22 protein-coding genes and 1 riboswitch are annotated in these 19,178 nt (G+C 70.1%); of the genes, 10 read left to right on the top strand and 12 right to left on the bottom strand.

The features are described 5' to 3' along the window. Positions 1-124: 124 nt before the first annotated feature. Positions 125-643: a YbaK/EbsC family protein gene (locus QP089_RS45380; protein WP_285920797.1), complete on the top strand. Its 519-nt coding sequence runs from the start codon at positions 125-127 to the stop codon at positions 641-643. 134 nt (positions 644-777) lie between these two features. Here QP089_RS45380 and QP089_RS45375 read toward each other — a convergent pair whose 3' ends face one another. Together QP089_RS45375 and QP089_RS45370 are read right to left on the bottom strand one after the other, a co-directional pair. Further along, complete coding sequence (locus QP089_RS45375; protein WP_285920796.1) at positions 778-1,872, bottom strand: FAD-binding protein; 1,095 nt, start codon at positions 1,870-1,872, stop codon at positions 778-780. 68 nt (positions 1,873-1,940) lie between these two features. After that, positions 1,941-2,402, bottom strand: coding sequence for a MarR family winged helix-turn-helix transcriptional regulator (locus tag QP089_RS45370; RefSeq protein WP_285920795.1), 462 nt, complete (start codon positions 2,400-2,402; stop codon positions 1,941-1,943). A 123-nt stretch (positions 2,403-2,525) separates the two neighbouring features. Between QP089_RS45370 and QP089_RS45365 the strand changes: the two genes are divergently transcribed. Both QP089_RS45365 and QP089_RS45360 read left to right on the top strand, forming a co-directional pair. Beyond that, positions 2,526-2,996: a DoxX family protein gene (locus QP089_RS45365; protein ID WP_285920794.1), complete on the top strand. Its 471-nt coding sequence runs from the start codon at positions 2,526-2,528 to the stop codon at positions 2,994-2,996. Between the two features lie 291 nt (positions 2,997-3,287). Next, a complete protein-coding gene (locus QP089_RS45360; RefSeq protein WP_446474146.1) occupies positions 3,288-4,688 on the top strand; it encodes an alpha,alpha-trehalose-phosphate synthase (UDP-forming) in 1,401 nt (466 codons plus the stop codon). On the opposite strand, the gene QP089_RS45355 is transcribed toward QP089_RS45360, so the two are convergent. After that, positions 4,669-5,280, bottom strand: coding sequence for an ATP-binding protein (locus QP089_RS45355; protein ID WP_285920792.1), 612 nt, complete (start codon positions 5,278-5,280; stop codon positions 4,669-4,671). The two genes, QP089_RS45360 and QP089_RS45355, sit on opposite strands and share 20 nt — an antisense overlap. Before the next feature lie 198 nt (positions 5,281-5,478). Between QP089_RS45355 and QP089_RS45350 the strand changes: the two genes are divergently transcribed. Further along, positions 5,479-5,706 (top strand): DUF397 domain-containing protein, encoded by a 228-nt coding sequence (locus QP089_RS45350; RefSeq protein ID WP_285920791.1) that lies wholly within the window; start codon positions 5,479-5,481, stop codon positions 5,704-5,706. A 57-nt stretch (positions 5,707-5,763) separates the two neighbouring features. Beyond that, positions 5,764-7,299 (top strand): acyl-CoA synthetase, encoded by a 1,536-nt coding sequence (locus tag QP089_RS45345; RefSeq protein ID WP_285920790.1) that lies wholly within the window; start codon positions 5,764-5,766, stop codon positions 7,297-7,299. Between the two features lie 141 nt (positions 7,300-7,440). Here QP089_RS45345 and QP089_RS45340 read toward each other — a convergent pair whose 3' ends face one another. Further along, positions 7,441-8,988, bottom strand: a complete 1,548-nt coding sequence (locus tag QP089_RS45340) for a DHA2 family efflux MFS transporter permease subunit (RefSeq protein WP_285920789.1) — start codon at positions 8,986-8,988, stop codon at positions 7,441-7,443. 466 nt (positions 8,989-9,454) lie between these two features. Continuing rightward, positions 9,455-10,093: a nucleotidyl cyclase domain-containing protein gene (locus QP089_RS45335; protein WP_285920788.1), complete on the bottom strand. Its 639-nt coding sequence runs from the start codon at positions 10,091-10,093 to the stop codon at positions 9,455-9,457. A gap of 297 nt (positions 10,094-10,390) precedes the next feature. Here QP089_RS45335 and QP089_RS45330 point away from each other — a divergent pair, with 297 nt between their 5' ends. Beyond that, entirely contained in the window at positions 10,391-11,263 is an 873-nt protein-coding gene (locus QP089_RS45330; RefSeq protein ID WP_285920787.1) for a helix-turn-helix domain-containing protein, read from the top strand. A 33-nt stretch (positions 11,264-11,296) separates the two neighbouring features. On the opposite strand, the gene QP089_RS48990 is transcribed toward QP089_RS45330, so the two are convergent. Continuing rightward, on the bottom strand, positions 11,297-11,554 hold the full coding sequence (locus QP089_RS48990; RefSeq protein ID WP_353070753.1) for a DUF397 domain-containing protein: 258 nt from the start codon (positions 11,552-11,554) through the stop codon (positions 11,297-11,299). Between the two features lie 388 nt (positions 11,555-11,942). After that, a riboswitch (SAM riboswitch) is annotated at positions 11,943-12,032 on the top strand. A gap of 6 nt (positions 12,033-12,038) precedes the next feature. Here QP089_RS48990 and QP089_RS45325 point away from each other — a divergent pair. Both QP089_RS45325 and QP089_RS45320 read left to right on the top strand, forming a co-directional pair. Next, on the top strand, positions 12,039-12,656 hold the full coding sequence (locus QP089_RS45325; RefSeq protein ID WP_285920786.1) for a GNAT family N-acetyltransferase: 618 nt from the start codon (positions 12,039-12,041) through the stop codon (positions 12,654-12,656). 20 nt (positions 12,657-12,676) lie between these two features. Continuing rightward, positions 12,677-13,267 carry a GNAT family N-acetyltransferase gene (locus tag QP089_RS45320; protein ID WP_285920785.1) on the top strand — a complete coding sequence of 197 codons (591 nt, stop codon included), beginning with the start codon at positions 12,677-12,679 and terminating at the stop codon, positions 13,265-13,267. Positions 13,268-13,312: 45 nt separating this feature from the next. On the opposite strand, the gene QP089_RS45315 is transcribed toward QP089_RS45320, so the two are convergent. Next, positions 13,313-13,783 (bottom strand): carboxymuconolactone decarboxylase family protein, encoded by a 471-nt coding sequence (locus tag QP089_RS45315; RefSeq protein WP_285920784.1) that lies wholly within the window; start codon positions 13,781-13,783, stop codon positions 13,313-13,315. A gap of 138 nt (positions 13,784-13,921) precedes the next feature. After that, positions 13,922-14,311 carry an ATP-binding protein gene (locus tag QP089_RS45310; RefSeq protein WP_285920783.1) on the bottom strand — a complete coding sequence of 130 codons (390 nt, stop codon included), beginning with the start codon at positions 14,309-14,311 and terminating at the stop codon, positions 13,922-13,924. A gap of 186 nt (positions 14,312-14,497) precedes the next feature. Between QP089_RS45310 and QP089_RS45305 the strand changes: the two genes are divergently transcribed. Continuing rightward, positions 14,498-15,346: a helix-turn-helix domain-containing protein gene (locus tag QP089_RS45305; RefSeq protein WP_285920782.1), complete on the top strand. Its 849-nt coding sequence runs from the start codon at positions 14,498-14,500 to the stop codon at positions 15,344-15,346. Next, positions 15,343-15,675: a DUF397 domain-containing protein gene (locus QP089_RS45300; RefSeq protein WP_285920781.1), complete on the top strand. Its 333-nt coding sequence runs from the start codon at positions 15,343-15,345 to the stop codon at positions 15,673-15,675. The genes QP089_RS45305 and QP089_RS45300 overlap by 4 nt, the downstream gene beginning before the upstream one ends. A gap of 87 nt (positions 15,676-15,762) precedes the next feature. On the opposite strand, the gene QP089_RS45295 is transcribed toward QP089_RS45300, so the two are convergent. The 4 genes from QP089_RS45295 to QP089_RS45280 form a co-directional block, all read right to left on the bottom strand. Further along, positions 15,763-16,908: a hypothetical protein gene (locus QP089_RS45295; RefSeq protein WP_285920780.1), complete on the bottom strand. Its 1,146-nt coding sequence runs from the start codon at positions 16,906-16,908 to the stop codon at positions 15,763-15,765. After that, entirely contained in the window at positions 16,901-17,500 is a 600-nt protein-coding gene (locus QP089_RS45290; RefSeq protein WP_285920779.1) for an RNA polymerase sigma factor, read from the bottom strand. Before QP089_RS45290 ends, QP089_RS45295 begins: the two co-directional genes overlap by 8 nt. A 118-nt stretch (positions 17,501-17,618) precedes the next feature. After that, complete coding sequence (locus QP089_RS45285) at positions 17,619-18,230, bottom strand: AAA family ATPase (protein ID WP_285920778.1); 612 nt, start codon at positions 18,228-18,230, stop codon at positions 17,619-17,621. Positions 18,231-18,265: 35 nt separating this feature from the next. After that, the gene (locus tag QP089_RS45280; RefSeq protein WP_285920777.1) at positions 18,266-19,147 is read right to left on the bottom strand and encodes a GNAT family N-acetyltransferase; all 882 of its coding nucleotides are present in this window, start codon (positions 19,145-19,147) and stop codon (positions 18,266-18,268) included. Positions 19,148-19,178 lie beyond the last annotated feature (31 nt).

The following is a 19,178-nucleotide window of genomic DNA, read 5'->3' as shown; positions in this document are numbered from 1 at the left end:
GCTCTGGGCGGCCAAGTCTCCTCAGCCATCGGACGGCGACTACATGGCAGCCATACCCAGAGCCCCCGGGCCCACCGATCTTACGAACGACCAGTTCAGACCCAAGGAAAAAGGTAGGACGACCATGGTCGGCACGCTCGACTGGGAACCGGCCGCCGGGCGGACGGACCTGCTGGCGGACCCGGTGGCGGCTGCGATCGGCGGTGTCGCGGACGCCGAGACCGCCGAGATCGATCCCGAGCTGGCCGACACGGCGGCGTTCTGCGAGCGCTACGACGTGCCGCTGGAGGTCAGCGCCAACTGCGTGGTCGTCGCGGCCAAGCGGGGCGGCGAGGTGACGTACGCGGCGTGCATGGTCCTCGCCACCGACCGCGCCGACGTGAACGGCGTCGTCCGCAAGCACCTCGGCGCCCGCAAGGCCTCGTTCGCGCCGATGGACCAGGCGACCTCGCTCACCGGCATGGAGTACGGCGGCATCACCCCGATCGGCCTGCCCGCCGGCTGGCCGATCCTGGTGGACGAGGCGGTCGCCGCCGCGCCCCGCGTCGTCATCGGCAGCGGCCTGCGCAAGTCCAAGATCCTGCTCCCCGGCAAGGCGGTCGCGGGCCTCCCCGGCGCCGAGGTCATCGCCCTCGCCCAGTAGCCGCGCCGTCCACGAGATCGCGCCGTCCGGCGCGGCTGTGCGGCGGGGCCCCCGCGGCCCGCCGCGCCGCGTCGTGGTGATCGACATCGCGAGTAGACCCGCGGGCCGTCCGAAACTCATCGCGCGGACCGAAATCAATCCGGAATCGCGCCGACCCGGTAGCCGGTGCCTCCCACCGCGCGGGCCCGGTCGAGCAGGGCGCGGTTGGCGGCGAGCATGTCGGAGACGGACGCGCAGCCGGGGGAGGCGGTCTTCAGGACGCTGAACAGCACCGGTTCCGGCGGCGCGGCGAGCATCGGCACGTGCCCGACGCGCAGCGCCTTGACCAGGACGACACCGCTGAGGCCGAGGTCGTGAGGCGTCATGCCCTTGAGCGTGGTCTCGATGACGTCGGCGGCGCGTTCGCGCGGCAGGAACACCATGGCCCACGGGTGCGGCCGCGCCCACTCGCCGAGCGCGACGAGCTCCTCGACGTCGGGGCGCATGCGGTCGGCGAACGCGAGGAAGGGCAGCTCCTCGGTCCCGGTGGTGCCCGGCGGGACCGGGCCGTCCCCGTACAGGGTGGCCTTGATCTCGTACCGCCACCCGTCCGGCGACGGCTTGGCCTGGCCCGAGACGTCGTCGGCCGCGAGCCCGTCCTGCAGCCGCAGCAGGTCCGCCGCGTCCCGGCAGGGAACGGTGCAGGTCAGCACCCGTTCCGGGGCGGGGACGAGGCGCAGCGTCGCGCTCGTGATCACGCCGTGGCGCCCGAGCCCGCCCCGGACCTCGCCGAACAGCTCCGGCCGCACGCGCGGCGAACACGGGACGACCCGTCCGTCTTCCACGACGTCGAGGGCGAGGAGGTGGTCGGCCTGCGTTCCGTGCAGGTGGGAGGTGCCGCCGACACCGCCCGCCGAGATCGTCCCGCCGACGGTCACGTCGAGGAAGTCGGTCAGCACGGGCGGGGCCAGGCCGTGCGGCAGCGTCGCGGCCAGCACCTCGCGCCACGTCGTCCCGGCGGCGGCGACCGCGTGCCCGGGCGCGACGTCCTCGACGCCCGCGAGGCCCCGCATGTCGAGGCAGATCCCGTTGGTCAGCGACTGGCCGAACGTCGAGTGCCCGCATCCGCGGGGGACCGCGTCCAGCCGCCGCGTCCGCGCCTCGCGCAGCGCCTCGACGACCTCGTCCGCGCTCCGCGGCCGCACCGACCGCGCCGGCACGCGCTCCACGATCCCGCCGAAGTCCCGCATGGAACCGAGCGTCCCAGCACGGTCGCGGCCTGGGAACCCCGGCCGGCCCCGGGATGTCCGGCCGCCGCTCAGCGGGTGCGCAGGCGGTCGCCGACGCGGGTGAGGGCGTCCCCGAGGAGCGCGATCTCCTCGGGGGTGAGGACGTCGATGAGCGCCTCCCGGACGACCCTGCGGTGCCCCGGCCGGACGCGGTCGAGGGCGGCGGCGCCGTCCTCGGTGAGCTCCGCCCACACCGAGCGCCGGTCGGACTCGCAGCCGGTGCGCCGGACCAGCCCGGCCTGCTCCAGCCGGGTGACCTGGTAGGTGAGCCGGCTCTTGGAGATCATCACCTCGCGGGCGAGGTCGGACATGCGCAGCCGGCCGCCGTCGGCCAGCCGCAGCCGCACCAGCACCTCGAACTCCGCGTGCGACAGCCCGCCGTCCCGTTTGAGCTGCCGCTCGATCTCGTGGTCGAGCAGGTGGCCGGCGGCCAGGAAGGCCGTCCAGGCGCGCAGCTCGGCCGGTTCCAGGGCGTCCCCCGCGTCCGTCATGCGGTGATTCTAGTTGACCTGGACGTCAACTGAAGTTTCTAGATGGTCTGAATTTGAACCAAGTCTGCTACGGTCCTGTTGGTTCAAATTTTGACGATCGACGCGAGACATCGGAGGACCGGCATGCTCCCCGCCCGACGCCATCCCCTGCTGCCCGACGCCGGACTGCTGATCGGCCGGCTGGCCCTCGGCGCGGTCTTCATCGCGCACGGCTGGCAGAAGCTCCACGACACCGGCCACGCGGCGGTCGCCGCGCAGTTCGACAAGCTCGGCATCCCGATGCCCGGCCTGTCGGCCTACTTCGGCACCTGGGTCGAGCTGGCCGGCGGCATCGCGCTGGTCGCCGGCGTCCTGCTCCCCGTCGCCGGCGTGCTGATCGCCGTGGACATGGCCGGCGCGTTCTGGTTCGTGCACCGGGACCACGGCCTCTTCTCGGAGAAGGGCGGCTACGAGTACGTCCTGGTCCTCGGCGCCGCCGCGCTGCTGTTCGCCCTCGCCGGCGGCGGCCGGATCTCGCTGGACGCGGTGCTGTGGCGGCGCCTGGCCCGGCGCGGCGAGAGCGGCGTCGCCGAGCGGCAGCCCGCCCGCGTCTGACCCGCCGTATCGGCCCACGCGCGCGGCCAGTGTGATCTACGCGACTTTTCCTTCCCGTTGCTCGGGGAAGGTGACCTCACGGTAAACAACGGTCACCAGCCTGGAAAGGGATATGGTCCGGTCCAAAACCGGGCCGTGGGCGCCCCGCCTCCCTGACATCCCGGTTTTCTGTCATCGGGTCTTTACGTCGAACTGACACAATGTTCTCGATGACCGTTTCTGGGCATGGTGATGGCGGAGAGTTCCTCGAGAGGCGGGTCGCTGGTGTCGCGCGGTAGTGAGTTCGTTGTGGTGGCCAATCGGCTTCCGGTGGACCGGAGCGTCGGCGAGGACGGGGTCCCGGCATGGCGGCGCAGCCCCGGCGGGCTCGTCAGCGCCATCGCCCCGGTGATGCGCCGCAGGCACGGCACCTGGATCGGCTGGACGGGCGCGCCCGACGAGGAGCTGGCGCCGTTCGAAGAGGACGGCATGTCGCTGCACCCCATCGCGCAGTCGGCCGAGGAGGTCGCCCTCTACTACGAGGGGTTCTCCAACGCCACGCTGTGGCCGCTCTACCACGACGTCATCGCCCCGCCCATCTACGACCGCGCCATGTGGGACGCCTACGTGCGGGTGAACCGGCGGTTCGCGGAGGCGGCGGCGAAGGTCGCGGCCGAGGGCGCGATCGTCTGGGTGCAGGACTACCAGCTCCAACTCGTCCCGGCGATGCTGCGGGCGCTCCGCCCCGACCTGCGCATCGGCTTCTTCCTGCACATCCCGTTCCCGCCGGTCGAGCTGTTCTGGCAGCTGCCCTGGCGGCGGCAGATCCTGGAGGGGCTGCTCGGCGCCGACCTGGTCGGCTTCCAGCTGCCCGGCGCGGCGGCCAACTTCGTCCGGCTGTGCCGGCGGCTGCTGGACACCCGCTACTCCAAGCAGGACGTGTTCTGGGACGACCGCGTCGTGCGGGCCCGCGCCTTCCCCATCTCGGTGGACGTCGGCGAGCTGAACGACCTGGTCGCCCGCACCGACGTGGTCGAGCGCGCGCAGGAGCTCCGCAACGACCTCGGGGACGCGACGATCCTGCTGGGCGTCGACCGGCTCGACTACACCAAGGGCATCACCCAGCGGCTGCAGGCGTTCGGCGAGCTGTTCGGCGACGGCCACCTCAAGCCGGGCCAGGCGGTGTTCGTGCAGATCGCGACGCCGAGCCGCGAGCGCGTCGAGCAGTACCAGCTGCTGCGCGAGGAGATCGAGCAGCAGGTCGGCCGGATCAACGGCGAGTACGGCGAGATCGGGTTTCCGGTCATCCACTATCTGCACAGCTCGTATGACCGTGCCGAGCTGACCGCGCTCTACCTGGCCGCGGACGTGATGGTGGTCACCCCGCTGCGCGACGGGATGAACCTGGTGGCCAAGGAGTACGTCGCGTGCCGCCGCGACCTGCGCGGGTCGCTGGTGCTCAGCGAGTTCGCCGGCGCCGCCGCCGAGCTGAAGCGCGGCGCCTTCCAGGTCAACCCCTACGACATCGACGGGCTGAAGGGCACGCTGCTGGCCGCCCTGAGCGCCGAGCCCGGCGAACAGGCCCGGCGGATGCGCTCGATGCGCCGCCGCGTCATCGAGCACGACGTGGACCGCTGGGCGCAGGACTTCCTCAGCGAGCTGGAGCGCCCGGTCCGGTCGGTCCCGTCGCCGGTCAGCGCGCTGGAGGGCTGATCCGCAGGTCGAAGGAGGCCCACACGGCCTTCCCTCCGGTGGACAGCCGGGCCCAGCCCCACGCGTCGCTGACCCCGCCGACCACGAGCAGCCCGCGGCCGCCCTCGACGAAGTCGCCCGGGTCGTTCGGCAGCGGCTCGGGCGCGCGCGCCCCCGGGTCGGTCACCGTGACGACGAGCCGCCGCGGGTGCCCCACCAGGACGATCTGGATCGGGCACAGCGGCAGCGGCTGAGGCAGGCCCTCCAAGCCGTGCCGCAGCGCGTTGGTCACCAGTTCCGAGACCGCGACGACGACGTCCTCGGCCTCCTCGGTCAGGCCCCAGCCGCGCAGTGTGGCCAGCGTGAACTCGCGCGCCGTGCGGGGCGCGGTGATCTCCGCTGGAAGCACCTTGCGGGCGGTGCGGGGGGTGCCGGCGTGCGCGGCGGGCCACAGCCCGGCCAGCCCGGGCGCGGACTCCGCGACGCGCGCGGGGGAGTTCGGGCGCGCGGCCGCCTGCGGGGCGTCCGGCCAGGGCGCGTGCACGGGGTGCCGCGGTCCGCGGCCGCCCATGGCGGCGTGGGCCGCGACGTCGTCTGCCTGGTCAACGGTCATTTCTCGAACCTCGAAGGCGTGCTGGGTCGGTACCGGCGAGCGTTCGCTATCTTGCTCCCCAAGTCGTGCAGATGCAAGACCGTCTGCATGAACGAATGCAAGAACGAATGCACGTGCATCTCGTACCATGGTGTGGGGTGGGGCGAGATCGCGGCCTTCCCGGCAGGGAAGGCTGAGACGCCTGAGGGGGCACAAACGATGAACGGCCACCAGATGCCGGACTGGCGCGACGGGCTGGTCTGGCAGAAGAGCCGGCGCAGCAACCCGAGCGGGAACTGCGTCGAGATGGCCGAACTCCCGAGCGGGGAGATCGCGGTGCGCAACTCCAGGGACCCGGAGGGGGCCGTGCTCGTCTACACGCGCGAGGAGGTGGAGGCCTTCGTGGGCGGGGCGAAGGACGGCGACTTCGACCACATGCTGGTCTGACCGTCCAATAAACCGAACGGGATTCCATTCGCCTGTCCGGCCCGGTAGCGTGCGGCCATGCACCTGGGGCACGTAGCCGCACAGACGCCCGACAAGCCCGCCGTGATCATGGCGGGCTCCGGCCGGGTCGTCACCTTCGGGGAACTGAACGACGCGTCCAACCGGCTCGCGCGGCTGCTCTTCGCGGAGGGCCTGCGGCCGGGGGACCACATCGCCTTCATGCTGGAGAACCACCCGCTCTACCTGGCCGTGGCCTGGGCCGCCCAGCGGTCCGGGCTCTACTACACGGCCGTCAGCTCCCGGCTCCAGGCCGAGGAGCTCGCCTACATCGTGGGCAACTGCGAGGCCAAGGCCTTCATCACCAGCGCGTCGATGACGGCCGCCGCGCAGGACCCGCCGGACGTGCCGCTGCGCCTCATGCTCGGCGGCACGGCACCGGGCTACGACTCCTACGAGGAACGCGTCGCCGCGTACCCGGCCGAGCCGATCGAGCACGAGTGCGAGGGCTCGGACATGCTCTACTCCTCGGGCACGACCGGGCGCCCCAAGGGCGTCAAACCGCCGCTGACGCAAGCGCCCATGGGCACCGCGGGCCCGCTCTACATGCTCATCACCGGGCTGTTCGGAGCCGATGCCGACTCGGTGTACCTGTCCCCGGCGCCGCTCTACCACGCCGCGCCGCTGCGCTACTCGATGATCTTCCAGCGGTGCGGCGCCACGGTCGTGGTGATGGAGAAGTTCGACGCCGAGCAGGCCCTCGCCGCGATCGAGAAGTACCGCGTCACGCACAGCCAGTGGGTGCCGACCATGTTCATCCGGATGCTGAAGCTGCCGGACGAGGTCCGCGCCAAGTACGACCTGTCGAGCCTGGCGTGCGCCGTGCACGCCGCCGCGCCCTGCCCCGTCCCGGTCAAGGAGCGGATGATCGACTGGTGGGGCCCGATCCTGCACGAGTACTACGCGGGCACCGAGGGCAACTGCTTCGTCTACACCAACTCCGAGGACTGGCTGGCGCACAAGGGCACCGTCGGCCGTCCCATCCTCGGCGAGGTCCACGTCCTGGACGAGGAGGGCGCCGAGCAGCCCCCGGGCACCCCCGGAACGCTGTACTTCGGCGGTGGCCCGTCGTTCGAGTACCACGGCGACCAGGCCAAGACCGACGCGTCCCGCGACCCCTGGGGGCACGGGTGGACGACCCTCGGCGACATCGGCCACGTCGACGAGGACGGCTTCCTCTACCTCACCGACCGCCGCTCCTACATGATCATCAGCGGCGGGGTGAACATCTACCCGCAGGAGGCCGAGAACGTCCTCGCGGTGCATCCGAAGGTCGCCGACGTCGCGGTGTTCGGCGTCCCGGACGCCGAGATGGGGGAGGCGGTCAAGGCCGTCGTCCAGCCGGCGTCCATGGACGACGCGGGCCCCGCGCTGGAGGCCGAGCTGATCGCCTACTGCCGCGACCACCTCGCCCACTACAAGTGCCCGCGCTCGGTCGACTTCCGGCCCGAACTGCCGCGCCACCCGACCGGCAAGCTCTACAAGCGGCTGCTCCGGGACGAGTACTGGAAGGACCAGAGCCCGGCGTCCGCCTGACCACACGGCGTTGGACCATATGGCGTTGGAACACGGCGTTGGAACCGTCCATGGACGGGGCTGAGCGGCCCGCGGACGGCGAAAGCCCCGGTCCGGGAAGTGGAATCCCGGACCGGGGCTTCGGCAGGCGCCAGAGGCGTCCTAGTGAACCGCGATCGGCACCTCGGTCTTCTCCGCGGCGGTGGTGTCCGGCCGCTTGCGCGGCAGGAACAGCGCCGGGAGGAAGGCCAGGAGCAGCAGCCCCGCCGCGTACCAGTAGGTGTGCTGGAACGCGTCCGCCATCGGCCCGGCGATCTTGTGCATGATCGCCTCCGGGACCTTCTGCCCGGGCTTGGCCTGGCCGCCCGCGCCGAACGGCTTGAGGTTGGACGCCAGCTTGTTGGCCAGCAGCACCGAGATCAGCGCGGTGCCGAGCGACGCCGACACCTGCTGGATGATGTTCAGCATCGTGCTGGCCCGCGGCACCTCGTCGTGCTCGAGGGTCTGGATCGCGGCCGCCATGGTCGGCATCATCGTCATGCCCATGCCGAGGCCCATCACGAACAGCACCGCGCCGAGCGCCCAGAAGGACGTGCCGGCCTCCAGGATCGCGGCGAAGCCCGCCACCGACAGCACCACCACGACCAGGCCGACGAGGACCACCCGGCCGGGGCCGATCCGGTCGGTCAGCTTGCCGCCGACCGGCATGGTGATCATCGCGCCGAGGCCCTGCGGGGCCAGCAGCAGGCCCGAGTGCAGGGCGCCCTGCCCGCGCACCGTCTGGTAGTACAGCGGCAGCAGCAGCATCGCGCCCATGAACGCCGCCATGAACAGCACCATCGTGCCGGACGCGGCGGCCACCGAGCGGCGCTTGAGCAGCCGCAGGTCGATCAGCGGGCTCTTGGCGTTCAGCGCCCGGAACACGAACCCGATCACCAGGACGGCGCCGACCACCGTCGGGATCAGCCCCTCCGGCTTGGTGAAGTCCTTCAGCTCGGCGCCCTTGGCCAGGCCGTAGATCAGGGCGGCGAGGCCGGGCGACAGCAGGATCAGGCCGGGGATGTCGAGGCGCTCGGCCCGCTGCGGCTCGTCCTTCTTCAGGATCCGCGCGGACATGAACAGCGCGACGATGCCGATCGGCAGGTTGATGAAGAAGATCCACCGCCACGACACGTCGTCGACCAGCCAGCCGCCGAGGATGGGGCCGAGGATCGGGCCGAGCAGCATCGGGATGCCGACGACGCTCATCACCTGGCCGACCCGCTTCGGGCCGGCGGCCTGCGTCAGGATCGTCATGCCGGCGGGCATGATCATGCCGCCGCCGAGGCCCTGCAGCACCCGGAACAGGATCAGCGAGCTCGCCGACCAGGCCAGCCCGGCCAGCATCGAGCCGATCACGAACAGCCCGATCGAGATCATGTAGAGCCGCTTGGTGCCGAACCGCGCCGCCGCCCAGCCGGTGATCGGGATCACCGTGGCCAGCGCGAGGGTGTATCCGGTCGCGACCCACTGGATGGTGGCCAGCGGGGCGTCGAACTCCTTGGTCAGGTCATTGATCGCGACGTTGACGACCGTGACGTCGAGGATGGACATGATCGCGCCGAGCACGACGCACATGGCCACGGCGAGCACGCCGCGGTCCAGCCCTCCGGTGGGGGCCGGGTCCTCCAGCGGGCCGTCCGCCGTCTGCGAAGACGCGGGAGCGGTCAACTCTCTTCCAATCGTCAGGGCCCGTGCACGCGGGCACGCAGGGACCGGGGGAACGTTCTCGGGGATACCGCAGCAAAATACTGCAGAGACTGACACTTTCGCGAACGAGTAAACTCCGCGACCTTCGGGACTATTCCAGGAGGGTCCGACACTCTGACCGGGGTCTGCGCTGCTCCCCGGACCCGAGGCTCCGACCTCGACCGCACTCGAGGTCAACACAGTGTGACGCATCCGACATCGAGGTCTCCCCCTCCCCGCGGCGTACCGAAGCGGACGCACAGGCAGACCGGGGCGCTACGAAGAACTCATCGCCCGTATGCCGAAATTTCCCGACAACTTTCCGTAACCGTCCGCCCCGCCCCGTCGGCCTCGGCCACCACGCGCCGCCCGCCCCGCCGCGGGCCTCTGTCAGACGGCGGTCGGCCGGTGCCCCCCTCGGTCCGGACGGTTCCCGTTAGCAGGGGGGTCACGCGATGGCCATCGGCCGGCTCTCGACCTCGGCGGCTATCTCCGGCACGTGGACGAACCCCGTGCGGCGGCGTGCGGCGACCGAGACCCGGACGTCCGGACGGTACGCCGCCGGGCATATCCCGTCGTATCCGTGCTTGACGATCCCCCAGTAGATGTCCTCGGAGACGACCAGAACGAGAGGTGCGCTGCTCGCCCGCAGGCACTTCTTCAGCTTCGGGGCGTCCAACAGGCGGCACGCCAGGTCGATGGCCTCCCCGAAGGGGCCGTTGTCGTCGCGGTGGACCTCTCCAGCGTGCACGACGGCCCGCAACCGCATGCTCCTGCCGGGCCGTTCCGCCGCCGGTAACGACCGGTTGTAGTCGGTGAGCTCGTGGGCGAGCCGCGGAACGAGCCGGGACAGCAGATAGGTCTTGGGCAGTTCGTCGACCGGATGGAACAGCGCGAGGACGCCGTCGCCGCGGTCCTCGAAGGGATCGCACCACCGGTCGTCGATGCCGGTGTGCGCCATGGCCCGTTTCAGCTGGCCGTAGATCTGGCCGCGCAACTCCTGCTTGATCGGATTCGTGCGGAAGGCACCCGTCGAGTTCTCCAGGTCGACGGCCAGAATGCTCCGGTGCACCGGGTTGCCGCTCACTCGAGCGCCCCCAATCCCGCACGTCCGCCTGGCGGCGATCGTCGCTCTGCTCTTAGAAGGTCCGCCAATAGTCTGCGACCGGATCCGGCGAGCGTGCAAGGTGCACGGCGACATGCATCGCCTCTGTATCCATCTGGCAAGCTTGACGACTTCTGGTGGGACAGGAGGTTGTCAAAGGTAGGGAACCGCTTTTCCGCGAGGGCTGGTGATCCCGGAATCGCGAGGTTATCGTTGCCCTGCAACTTGCAGATCGGCGTCCGGGCCCGAGGGTCGAAACCGATTCGCTGGGAGGCTGGGGTGGCAGCAGCGCCGACCGTCCGCCGGCGCCGCCTCGGCATCGAGTTGCGGCGGTTGCGGGAACGCCTCGGCGGGACGGTCGAGGAGATCGCGGAGCGGCTCGACTGGTCGCCCTCCAAGCTGAGCCGGATCGAGAACGCCCGGATCGGCGTGCGGGTCTCCGACGTCCGGCTGCTGCTGGAGTTGTACCGGGTGGGCGAGAGCCACAAGGGGGAGGTTCTCGCGCTCGCGCAGGCCGCGACGGAACAGGGCTGGTGGGCCGAGTACCGGGACGTCATGGCCGGCGAGTTCGGCACCTACGTCGCTCTGGAGGACGAGGCCCGCACCGCTCTGACTTTCGGGACGTATTCCATCCCCGGGCTGCTGCAGAACAGGGAGTACGCGCATCGGATATTGGACAGCGGAAGGGTCATCGCCGTTTCCACGCCGCGGCAGGTCGAGCGCCGGCTGGATCTGCGAATGCGACGGCAGGACGTACTGCGCCGTGATAATCCCCTGACGCTTTCGGCCGTGATCGACGAGTCCGTGCTGATGCGCGCCATCGGCGACAGCGACACCATGCGCGGGCAGATGCTCGACCTCCTCGACCTTGCCGAGTTACCGAACGTGCACGTCTACGTGCTTCCGCTTGAGTCCGACCGGGAACCGATATTCTCGGACACCTTCACGCTTCTCGAATTCTCCCCTGCCTACGACGTCAGATTCCCGGACGCCGTGTACCTGGACAATCTCTTGACGATGGCGGTACTCCAGGACGACAACGCCACGCACATGTACCGGTTGTGCTGGAACGAGCTGAGGTCGGTCTCGCTTTCCGCCGACGAGTCCCTCCGCCGAATCTCGCGGGCCGCCGAGGAGTGGGCGGCTCGTTGACCCCTGCCGACCTGGTCCGGGACGTCATCGCGATCATCCTTCGTCGCGGTCGCTGATCGCCTGGAGAAGTGCGGAGAAACGCTTTCTCGAGAGGCGTAGAACAGCCTCCGGCCGTGCGGAGTCCCGCAGTCCGATCAGCTCGGGCGAAAGCCGCGCCACTTCGACACAGTTCGACTCTCCCGTGCACTCCGTCTTATCCGCACACCCTGTGCTCCTGCGCCATGACCGCTCCGGTGTGCCGGAGGTCGAGTCGGCGGCGCTGCTTCTCTCGTCGTCCGTCCATGCGGGCATGCTTCGGTCCCTTCCTTGCGACCATGCCACGGGGGTGTGCGGTCGAGGTAGAGGCTAGCGACCTGGACGCCTGGTTCGCGGGAGTTTCCCCCAGCATTTCCGACATTGATTCGCCATCTAACTAGTGTAAATCGGACAGTTGGTAACAAATGCAGACCCGTGCGCCGGTCGCTTTGCCGGGGACGGCGAGCCGGGCGAGCCCACGGGATGCTAGCGCGTATCGAGTCCTCTGTAATGACCACGGGGACACTTTTCCGTTCGGGCGCATACCGAACGAGATTCTCAATCGGAAACGCATTGGTGTGTTGCCAAGGCGGTGCGAGAGGCCCGCGCGGGGCGGAAATCGTGTTGACGGGGGTGGGGGCGGCGGGCAGGATGCGGGGCGTTGTGATCATCCAGAGGACCTGAGGGACCTGGCCCGGTGACGGTTCGGCAACCTGCCTCGGCGGCAAGGTGCCAATGCCAGGAGCGATGAGGAGAGTTCATGGGCGTGCGCCTTGATGTCCCCGTGCTGGCCGGGAGGCTGGTCAGGCTGGAGCCGCTGTCGATGGACCACGTACCGGAGCTGGCGGAGGCCGCCGAGGAGAACCGGTCGTCCTACGGGTTCACGCTCGTGCCCGGTGCGGCGGATATGGAGTCGTACGTCGCCGGGCAGCTCGCCCGGCCTGGGCTGACGCCGTTCGCGCAGATCAGGGTGGCGGATGGGAAGGCGGTCGGGCACACCGGGCTGTGGGATGCGCGGACGTGGCCCGGCACGGACCGGCTGTGCGCGATCGAGATCGGCTGGACGTGGCTCGCCGCGTCCGCGCAGGGCACCGGCATCAACGTCGAAGCGAAGAAGCTGCTGTTCACCTACGCCTTCGAGACCCTGGGCGCGGTGCGCGTCGACCTCAAGACCGACGCGCGCAACGAACGGTCGCGGCGGGCGATCGAGCGGCTCGGCGTGCGCTTCGAAGGCGTCCTGCGGAACTGGTCGCCGTCGTGGACGCCGGGCGAGGAGGGCGTTCTGCGCGACTCGGCGATGTTCTCGGTGATCGCCTCCGAATGGCCGTCCGTGAAGACGGCCATGGCCAATCGCTTGGCGGAGCGCGTCCGGAGCTGACGTCGAGTTGGGAGGACCGCGTGGACGTTCCGGTGCTGGCCGGGAGGCTGGTCAGGCTGGAGCCGCTGTCGGTGGCGCATGTGCCGCAACTGGCGGAGGCCGCCGAGGAGGACCGCTCCTCGTACGGGTTCACGCCGGTGCCGTCCGCGGCCGAGATGGAGTCGTACGTCTCCGACAAGCTCGGCCGCCCTGACCTGATCTCGTTCGCACAGGTCAGGGACGGCAAAGCAGTCGGGCACACATCACTGTTGCATCCGCGCCCGTGGCCGGGCCGGGACCGGTGGTGCGCGATCGAGATCGGCTGGACATGGCTCGCCGCGTCCGCGCAGGGCACCGGCGTCAACGCCGAGGCGAAGAAGCTCCTGTTCGACTATGCCTTCGAGACGCTGCGGGTCGCGCGCGTGGAGCTCAAGACGGACGCGCGGAATGAGCGGTCGCGGCGGGCGATTGAGCGGCTCGGCGTGCATTGCGAGGGCGTCTTGCGCAGCCACTCCGAGTCGTGGGTGCCCGGCGAGGAAGGCGAGCTGCGGGACACCGCCATGTACTCGGTGATCGCCGCCGAATGGCCGTCGGTGAAGGCCGGCATGGTGGAGGCCCTCCGACGTCGTTAGGGCTCGATTCTGACCGTCTCCTGATCGTCAATGGGCGGGAGCGGCTCACCATTGGCCCGGCCGGTAGTTTCCCGCCGGGGTCCGGCAGATGACGTTGATCCGGTTGTAGGCGTTGATCACGGCGATGGTCGAGATGAGAGCGGCGAGCTGCTCGTCGTCGTAGTGCTTCGCGGCGTTCGCCCACACCTCGTCGCCGACACCGCCGGCGGCGTCGGCGATGCGGGTGCTCTCCTCGGTCAGCTCCAGCGCGGCGCGCTCGGCGTCCGTGAACACCGTCGCCTCGCGCCAGGCCGCGACCATGTTCAGACGTTCGGGCTGCTCGCCGGCGTGCACGGCGTCCTTGTAGTGCATGTCGGTGCACGCCCCGCAGCCGTTGATCTGGCTGGCCCGCAGCAGCACCAGTTGCACCGTGGCGTCGGCCAGGCCCGAGCCCTCGCCCGCCCTGCCCGCCGAGTTGATGTACTTGGTGACCTTCTTGCCGGTGGCCGTGCCGTAGTAGTCGAAGCGTGCTTCCATCGTGGGCTCCTTCGGTTCCGTTCGCTTTCGACTCCCTGACGGACCGCACGACCCCGATGTGACGACCCGCCCCGAAATCCCCTGTGACCTGCGGCGGGCGGCTACCTGGTAGCGGGACCTCTGCGGGACCAGACGGTATTAGAGCTCGAACCAGACGGCGCGGCGGTCGCCGCGCGGCTCCGTGCCCCAGTCCTTCGCGATGGACGCGACGATCCGCAGGCCGCGTCCCGAGACGTCCAGTTCGGCCGCCTCGGCGACGTGCGGGGCCGTCGCCGCCCGGCCATCGTCGATCACCTCGATCCGGACCGTCCGCGCCGAGTACGCCACCTCCACGCGGATCTGCCCGTCCCGGCCCGACTCGGTGTAGCGCAGCGCGTTCGTCAGCAGTTCGCTCATGCACAGCGCCGCGTCGTCCATGCACGGGTGCTCGCGGCCCAGCACGTCCCGCAGCCAGCGCCGCGCATGCCCCACCGCCCGGTCCATCCCCGGCAACAGAAGCGCGTCGAACCTCGTGGTCGGCGCAGTCATCGCTCACTCCCTTCGCATCGCTGTCGCCGAAAAGAATGAGCCGGACGTCCGCCGCCGAACGATGCGTTCCCGGACCTCGGCTCCAGGTCCTCGGGCACCGGGTCCCCGGTCACATTTGACTGAGGCACTGTTGCCGCCTTCGTTGGAAACCTTCACCGTCACGTAAAGTCAAGGCATGATTACGTCATGGAGAACGCGCAGCGTCCGACCATGCGAAGCCGCAAGCTCGGCCAGCGCCTTCGCGCCATCCGCGAGGAGCGGGGGCTCACCCTCCAGAAGGCCGCCCGCCTGCTCAACCGCACCCCGTCCTCGCTCAGCAAGCTCGAAACCGGCAAACGCGGCATCCGCCGCCCCGCCCTGGAGAACATGCTCGACCGCTACGGCCTCACCGACCCCGACGAGCGCCAAGTCCTCTTCGACCTCGCCCGAGACTCCGGTAAGAAGGGCTGGTGGCTCCGCTACGAGGGGAAAATTTCCCCTTCAATGTTGGACTACATCTCGATTGAGGCGGAGGCTACGTCCAGCAGGACATTTCAACTCCACCTAATTCCTGGGCTACTTCAGACCGAAGACTATGCCCGTGCAGTCATTGGATCCACGATTCCCATGGGCAATCCCCATGACGTCGACGGGCTCACTGAGCTGCGTATGCGCCGTCAGCAGATCCTCTACCGTGACACACCTCTTCGTCTCTGGGCCATCCTCAGCGAGGCGGCCCTCTGCCAGCAGTTTGGCGGCCCTGAAGTGATGCGACGGCAGCTTCAACACCTGCTAGATGTGGCAGCCCTGTCGAATGTGACCTTACAGCTACTCCCGTTCACTGCGGGGGCGCACCCTGGTCACAACGGTTCGTTTACCACCCTGGCGACTGAGGATTTGTCTGTTGTTCTTGTCGAGAACCAGACTGCAGGTTGGTATCTAGAGGATCTTGCGGATATCCGCTATCACGACATGGTGTTTGACCACCTGCGAGCCGCCGCGCTTGGGCCATCAGACTCCATAGCGGTGATCGAGCGGCTAGTGTCAGCACCATGACCAGCAAGGAGTTTTGGTTCTCCCCTTGGCGGAAGAGTAGCCACAGCGGCGGTGGCGGGTCAGAGTGTGTCGAGGTCGCGGCCGCGTGGCGCAGGAGCAGTCACAGCGGAAGCCAGGGTTCTGAGTGCGTCGAGGCCGCACCTGCGTGGCGGAAGAGTAGCCACAGTGAGGGGGGCGGCGGACAGTGCGTTGAGGTGGCGGCGGGGGAGCGCCGGGTGGCGGTGCGGGACTCGAAGGATCCGGACGGGGCGGTGCTGGCCGTCGCGCCGTCCGGGTGGGCGTCCCTGCTCGCCGACGTCAAGGCCGGTTCTCTCGACCCGGCTCGCTGACGCAGCGGCTCGTTGACTTGCGGCGTGTCGTCCTTATGAACGTCCTCATAAGGACGACACGCCGCAAGTCAACGCTGCGCAGTGGTGTCAGGGCTGCCAGTTCGGGTCGGTGATCGACTTCGGGAGGAGGCTGTCGCGGGGCGCGTTCGTCCACTCGGCCTTCTTGACGATCTCGAAGAACTGGCGGGTGCCGGGCGGAAGGCCGGCGTTCTTGCTTCCCGGCTTCACCACGATGCCCTGGCTGGCGGTGAGGCGTCCGGTCGCGGGGTCGATGAGTAGCTGCCACTCGATCGTGCCGTAGTCGCGGGTGGTCTGCCTCATCGCGACGCCCTGCCCTGGATGCCCGGCGGCGTCCGTGCCCTTGATGGTCCTGACGTCGCGGAGACCGGCGAGCATCCGGTAGGTCGCGATCCGCACCCGGTCGGTGACGACGCGGTCGACCAGCAGGATAGGGGCGGCCGTGAACAGGTAGAGGTCCGGCTCGCGGAGCCGTTGGTGGTCGAACTTGGTCGCGTAGTTCAGGATCCACGCGCGGAGTTCGGACGGGTTCGCGGGGAGCCGGCGCTGGTCGTCGGGGCCGAAGTCGAGTTCGGCGCCCTCCTGCTTGAACGGGCCGCGTTCCTCGTCCGGTCCGGTGAGGCCGAGGTCCTGTGTGCCGGGTTGCAGGTCCGCCTCCCAGGCTTTCGCGTCGGCGGGGGTCACGGGGTGGATGTGGACGTTCAGGTCGTCCCAGCTGACGCCCGTCGTCCCCTTGCCGTGGGGGAGTGGGCCGAATTCCTGCGCAGTCTTGGCGCCGAGAGCGTAGGTGTCCTTGGTGAGCTGCACTGTGTAGTGCACACCGGGGTGGTAGGGGGACGACGCCACAGCGGTTTCGCCCACCACGCGGTGAACGTGCCAGAACCGTCCGTCCGAGGCGTGCCGCGTCTTCGCGTCCGCGGCGGCGAGCAGGAACGTCGACGCGGGTCCGTTCTGGTTGGCCAGCGGTTCGGGGTGGTACAGCGGTCGTGTCTCCCACCGGTACGCCGTCCACGACACGCCGCCGAGGACGCATACGGTGGCCGCCGCGACGAGCGTCACCCACCGCTTGGACCGGGGGAGCGGCGTGACGCGGCGGCCCCGGGCGCGGGGCTGGGCGGCCTCGGCGAGGAGGCGGCGGCGGGCCGTCCGGGTCGTCTCGGGGGACGGGGGACGTTCGGCGGAGTGCATCTGCCGGATGAGGGCGAGGTCATCCACGGTCGTCCTCCTCGTGTCCCGACGCGCGCAGTGCCGCGCGGACCTGCTTGCGGGCGCGGCTGAGCCGCGAGCAGACCGTGCCGTAGGCGATGCCCAGGGCCTCGGCGACCTCCGGGTAGCTGAGTTCGGCCAGGGCCACGAGGAGCAGGACGTCCCGGTCGCCGTGCCGAAGCCGCGCCAGGGCCGGGCTCAGGCCGGAGCTCGCGGCCGCCACCGCCGACGTCACGCTGGACTCGTGGCTCTCCGCGACGTCGGCGCTGTGCATCCGGGCCATCGCGCGGTACCGGCGCAGCTCGTCGCGGCGGTGCCGGCTGATCAGCCGGGTCGCGATGCCGTACAGCCAGGGCCGCGCCGACGCGTGCGCGGGGTCGAACACCGAACGGCGCCGGAAGGCGATCAGGAACGTCTCGGCCGCGATGTCGTCCGCGGCGTCCGCGCCGAGCCGCCGGTCGACGTAGCGGTGGATCTCCAGGTAGTGCCGGTCGAAAAGGTCCGCGAACCGTTCGGGGTTCTGCTGCGCGGCGGTGATGATGTCGGCGTCGGACGGTTCCGGCTCCGCCGACGTGCCGATCTCGGAGGGCGCGCCCGTCACGGCTCGTCCCGCGGCGGCGGGGAAATGGCCATGCGGGACCCTTCTGGAAACGTGGAGGGGGGTCACGTCCTTGATTGCCCCGAAGCGGCCCACCCCTTCTCGCGGCGGGCTCGGAGGGTCATCGTCCGGCGGCGTGCTGGGCGTGGACGGCCGCGAGGACCGCGTCCGCCAGTTCGGGTACGGTGCGGCCGGTGCCCGTGTCGATGCGGTCGAGGCCGAGCCTTTCGACGTCGTCCAGCATCAGCGTCTGGTAGCGCTCGGTGCGGGCGAGGAAACGGTCCATCAGGTGCCGTTCCTCCGGCGTGGCCCCGTCGTAGTGGCCGGACGCGTGTACGCGGGCGCGCAGGACGGCGGGGTCCGCGGTGAACCAGACGGCGCCAGTGTGCGGGACGTTGAGGTTCGCGACGCGGACGGGCCAGAGCGCCGAGCCCTCCAGGACGAGGCCGGGGCCGGTCGCGTGGGCCGTGACGATCTCCTCGATGCGGGGCCACAGCCGCTCGTAGTGGTCGAGGACGGACGCGATCAGCTCATCGGTCGAGAGCGTCGCGTAGTGCTCGACGACATGTGGCCGGACCTCGTGTTCCGGTGTTCGCCAGGGGCGCCCGGGGTGCCGCGCCAGGTAGTCCGTCGACCTGTGCTCGAATCCGAGTTTCTCCGCCACCGCCTGCGCGACGGTCGATTTCCCGGTGTTCGACGTCCCGCCGATCAGCACCACCCGCACGTCGCTCATGGTCGGCGACCTTACTGTCCGGGCGGGGGACCGGCTTACAGGTAGTGGCCGCTCGCCAGGTACGGAGCGGGGGCGGGCATGCCGCGGACGGCGATGTAGCCCTCCTGCCCTATGTCGAGCCGGGCGGCGAGGCCGACGTCGACGGCCCAGTGGTTGCCGGTGGTGATGCAGTTGACGAGCGTGTCGCCCCGCGTCGAGGCGAGCGCCTCCCACAGCAGGTTCTGGGCGGTCTCGGGACGGTCGGCGGCGAGCAGTTCGGGACGTCCCCGCCGCTCGTCGATGTAGACGTAACCCCGCCGGTCGGATGCGTCCGACACCACCAGCCGCAGCGTCTCCAGCATGTGCGCGTGGTCGGGGCCGTGGCCCGCGCCGCGGACGGCGGTGTCCAGGCGGTCCATCCACTCCAGGTCGTCGTCGCGCCCCTCCCGCAGCCCGCGGACGGCGGGCAGCGTGGAGCGGTCGACGGTGCCGACCATCCGCATCTGCGGGTGCAGGGTGAAGCCCGCCAGCCGGTAGCGGCGGGTGGCCGCCGGATGCACCGTCGAGGAGAGCAGGACCGGACGGCCGCCGGCGTGGTCGAGGACGGCGTCCATCAGGCGCCTGCCGATGCCCTTACCCTGCCGGCCGGGCAGGACGCCGTAGGTCGCCAGGTACCACAGTGCTCCCCGGTTCTGGGAGATGGCGAAGCCGACGACGTCCCGCCCTTCCTCCGCGATCCAGCAGCCTGCGGGATCGACGGACAGGAAGTAGCCGACGAGCTCGATCCACCGGCGCGACTCCTCCGCCGTCGGAGGCTCGGGTTCCGGCTCGCTCACCCGGCGGCTGAGGCGGTCGCCCTCCAGGAACGCCACCGCCGCAGCCCGTTCGGCGGCCGGGAGGTCGTCCCGCGACATGAGTCTGATGCGCACCGAGTCCATGCAGGCATGATCACGCGGCGGGCGCGGGGCG

Source organism: Actinomadura opuntiae, assembly GCF_030283205.1.
GTDB lineage: Bacteria > Actinomycetota > Actinomycetes > Streptosporangiales > Streptosporangiaceae > Spirillospora.
This window is presented reverse-complemented; position numbering and strand designations above follow the sequence as displayed.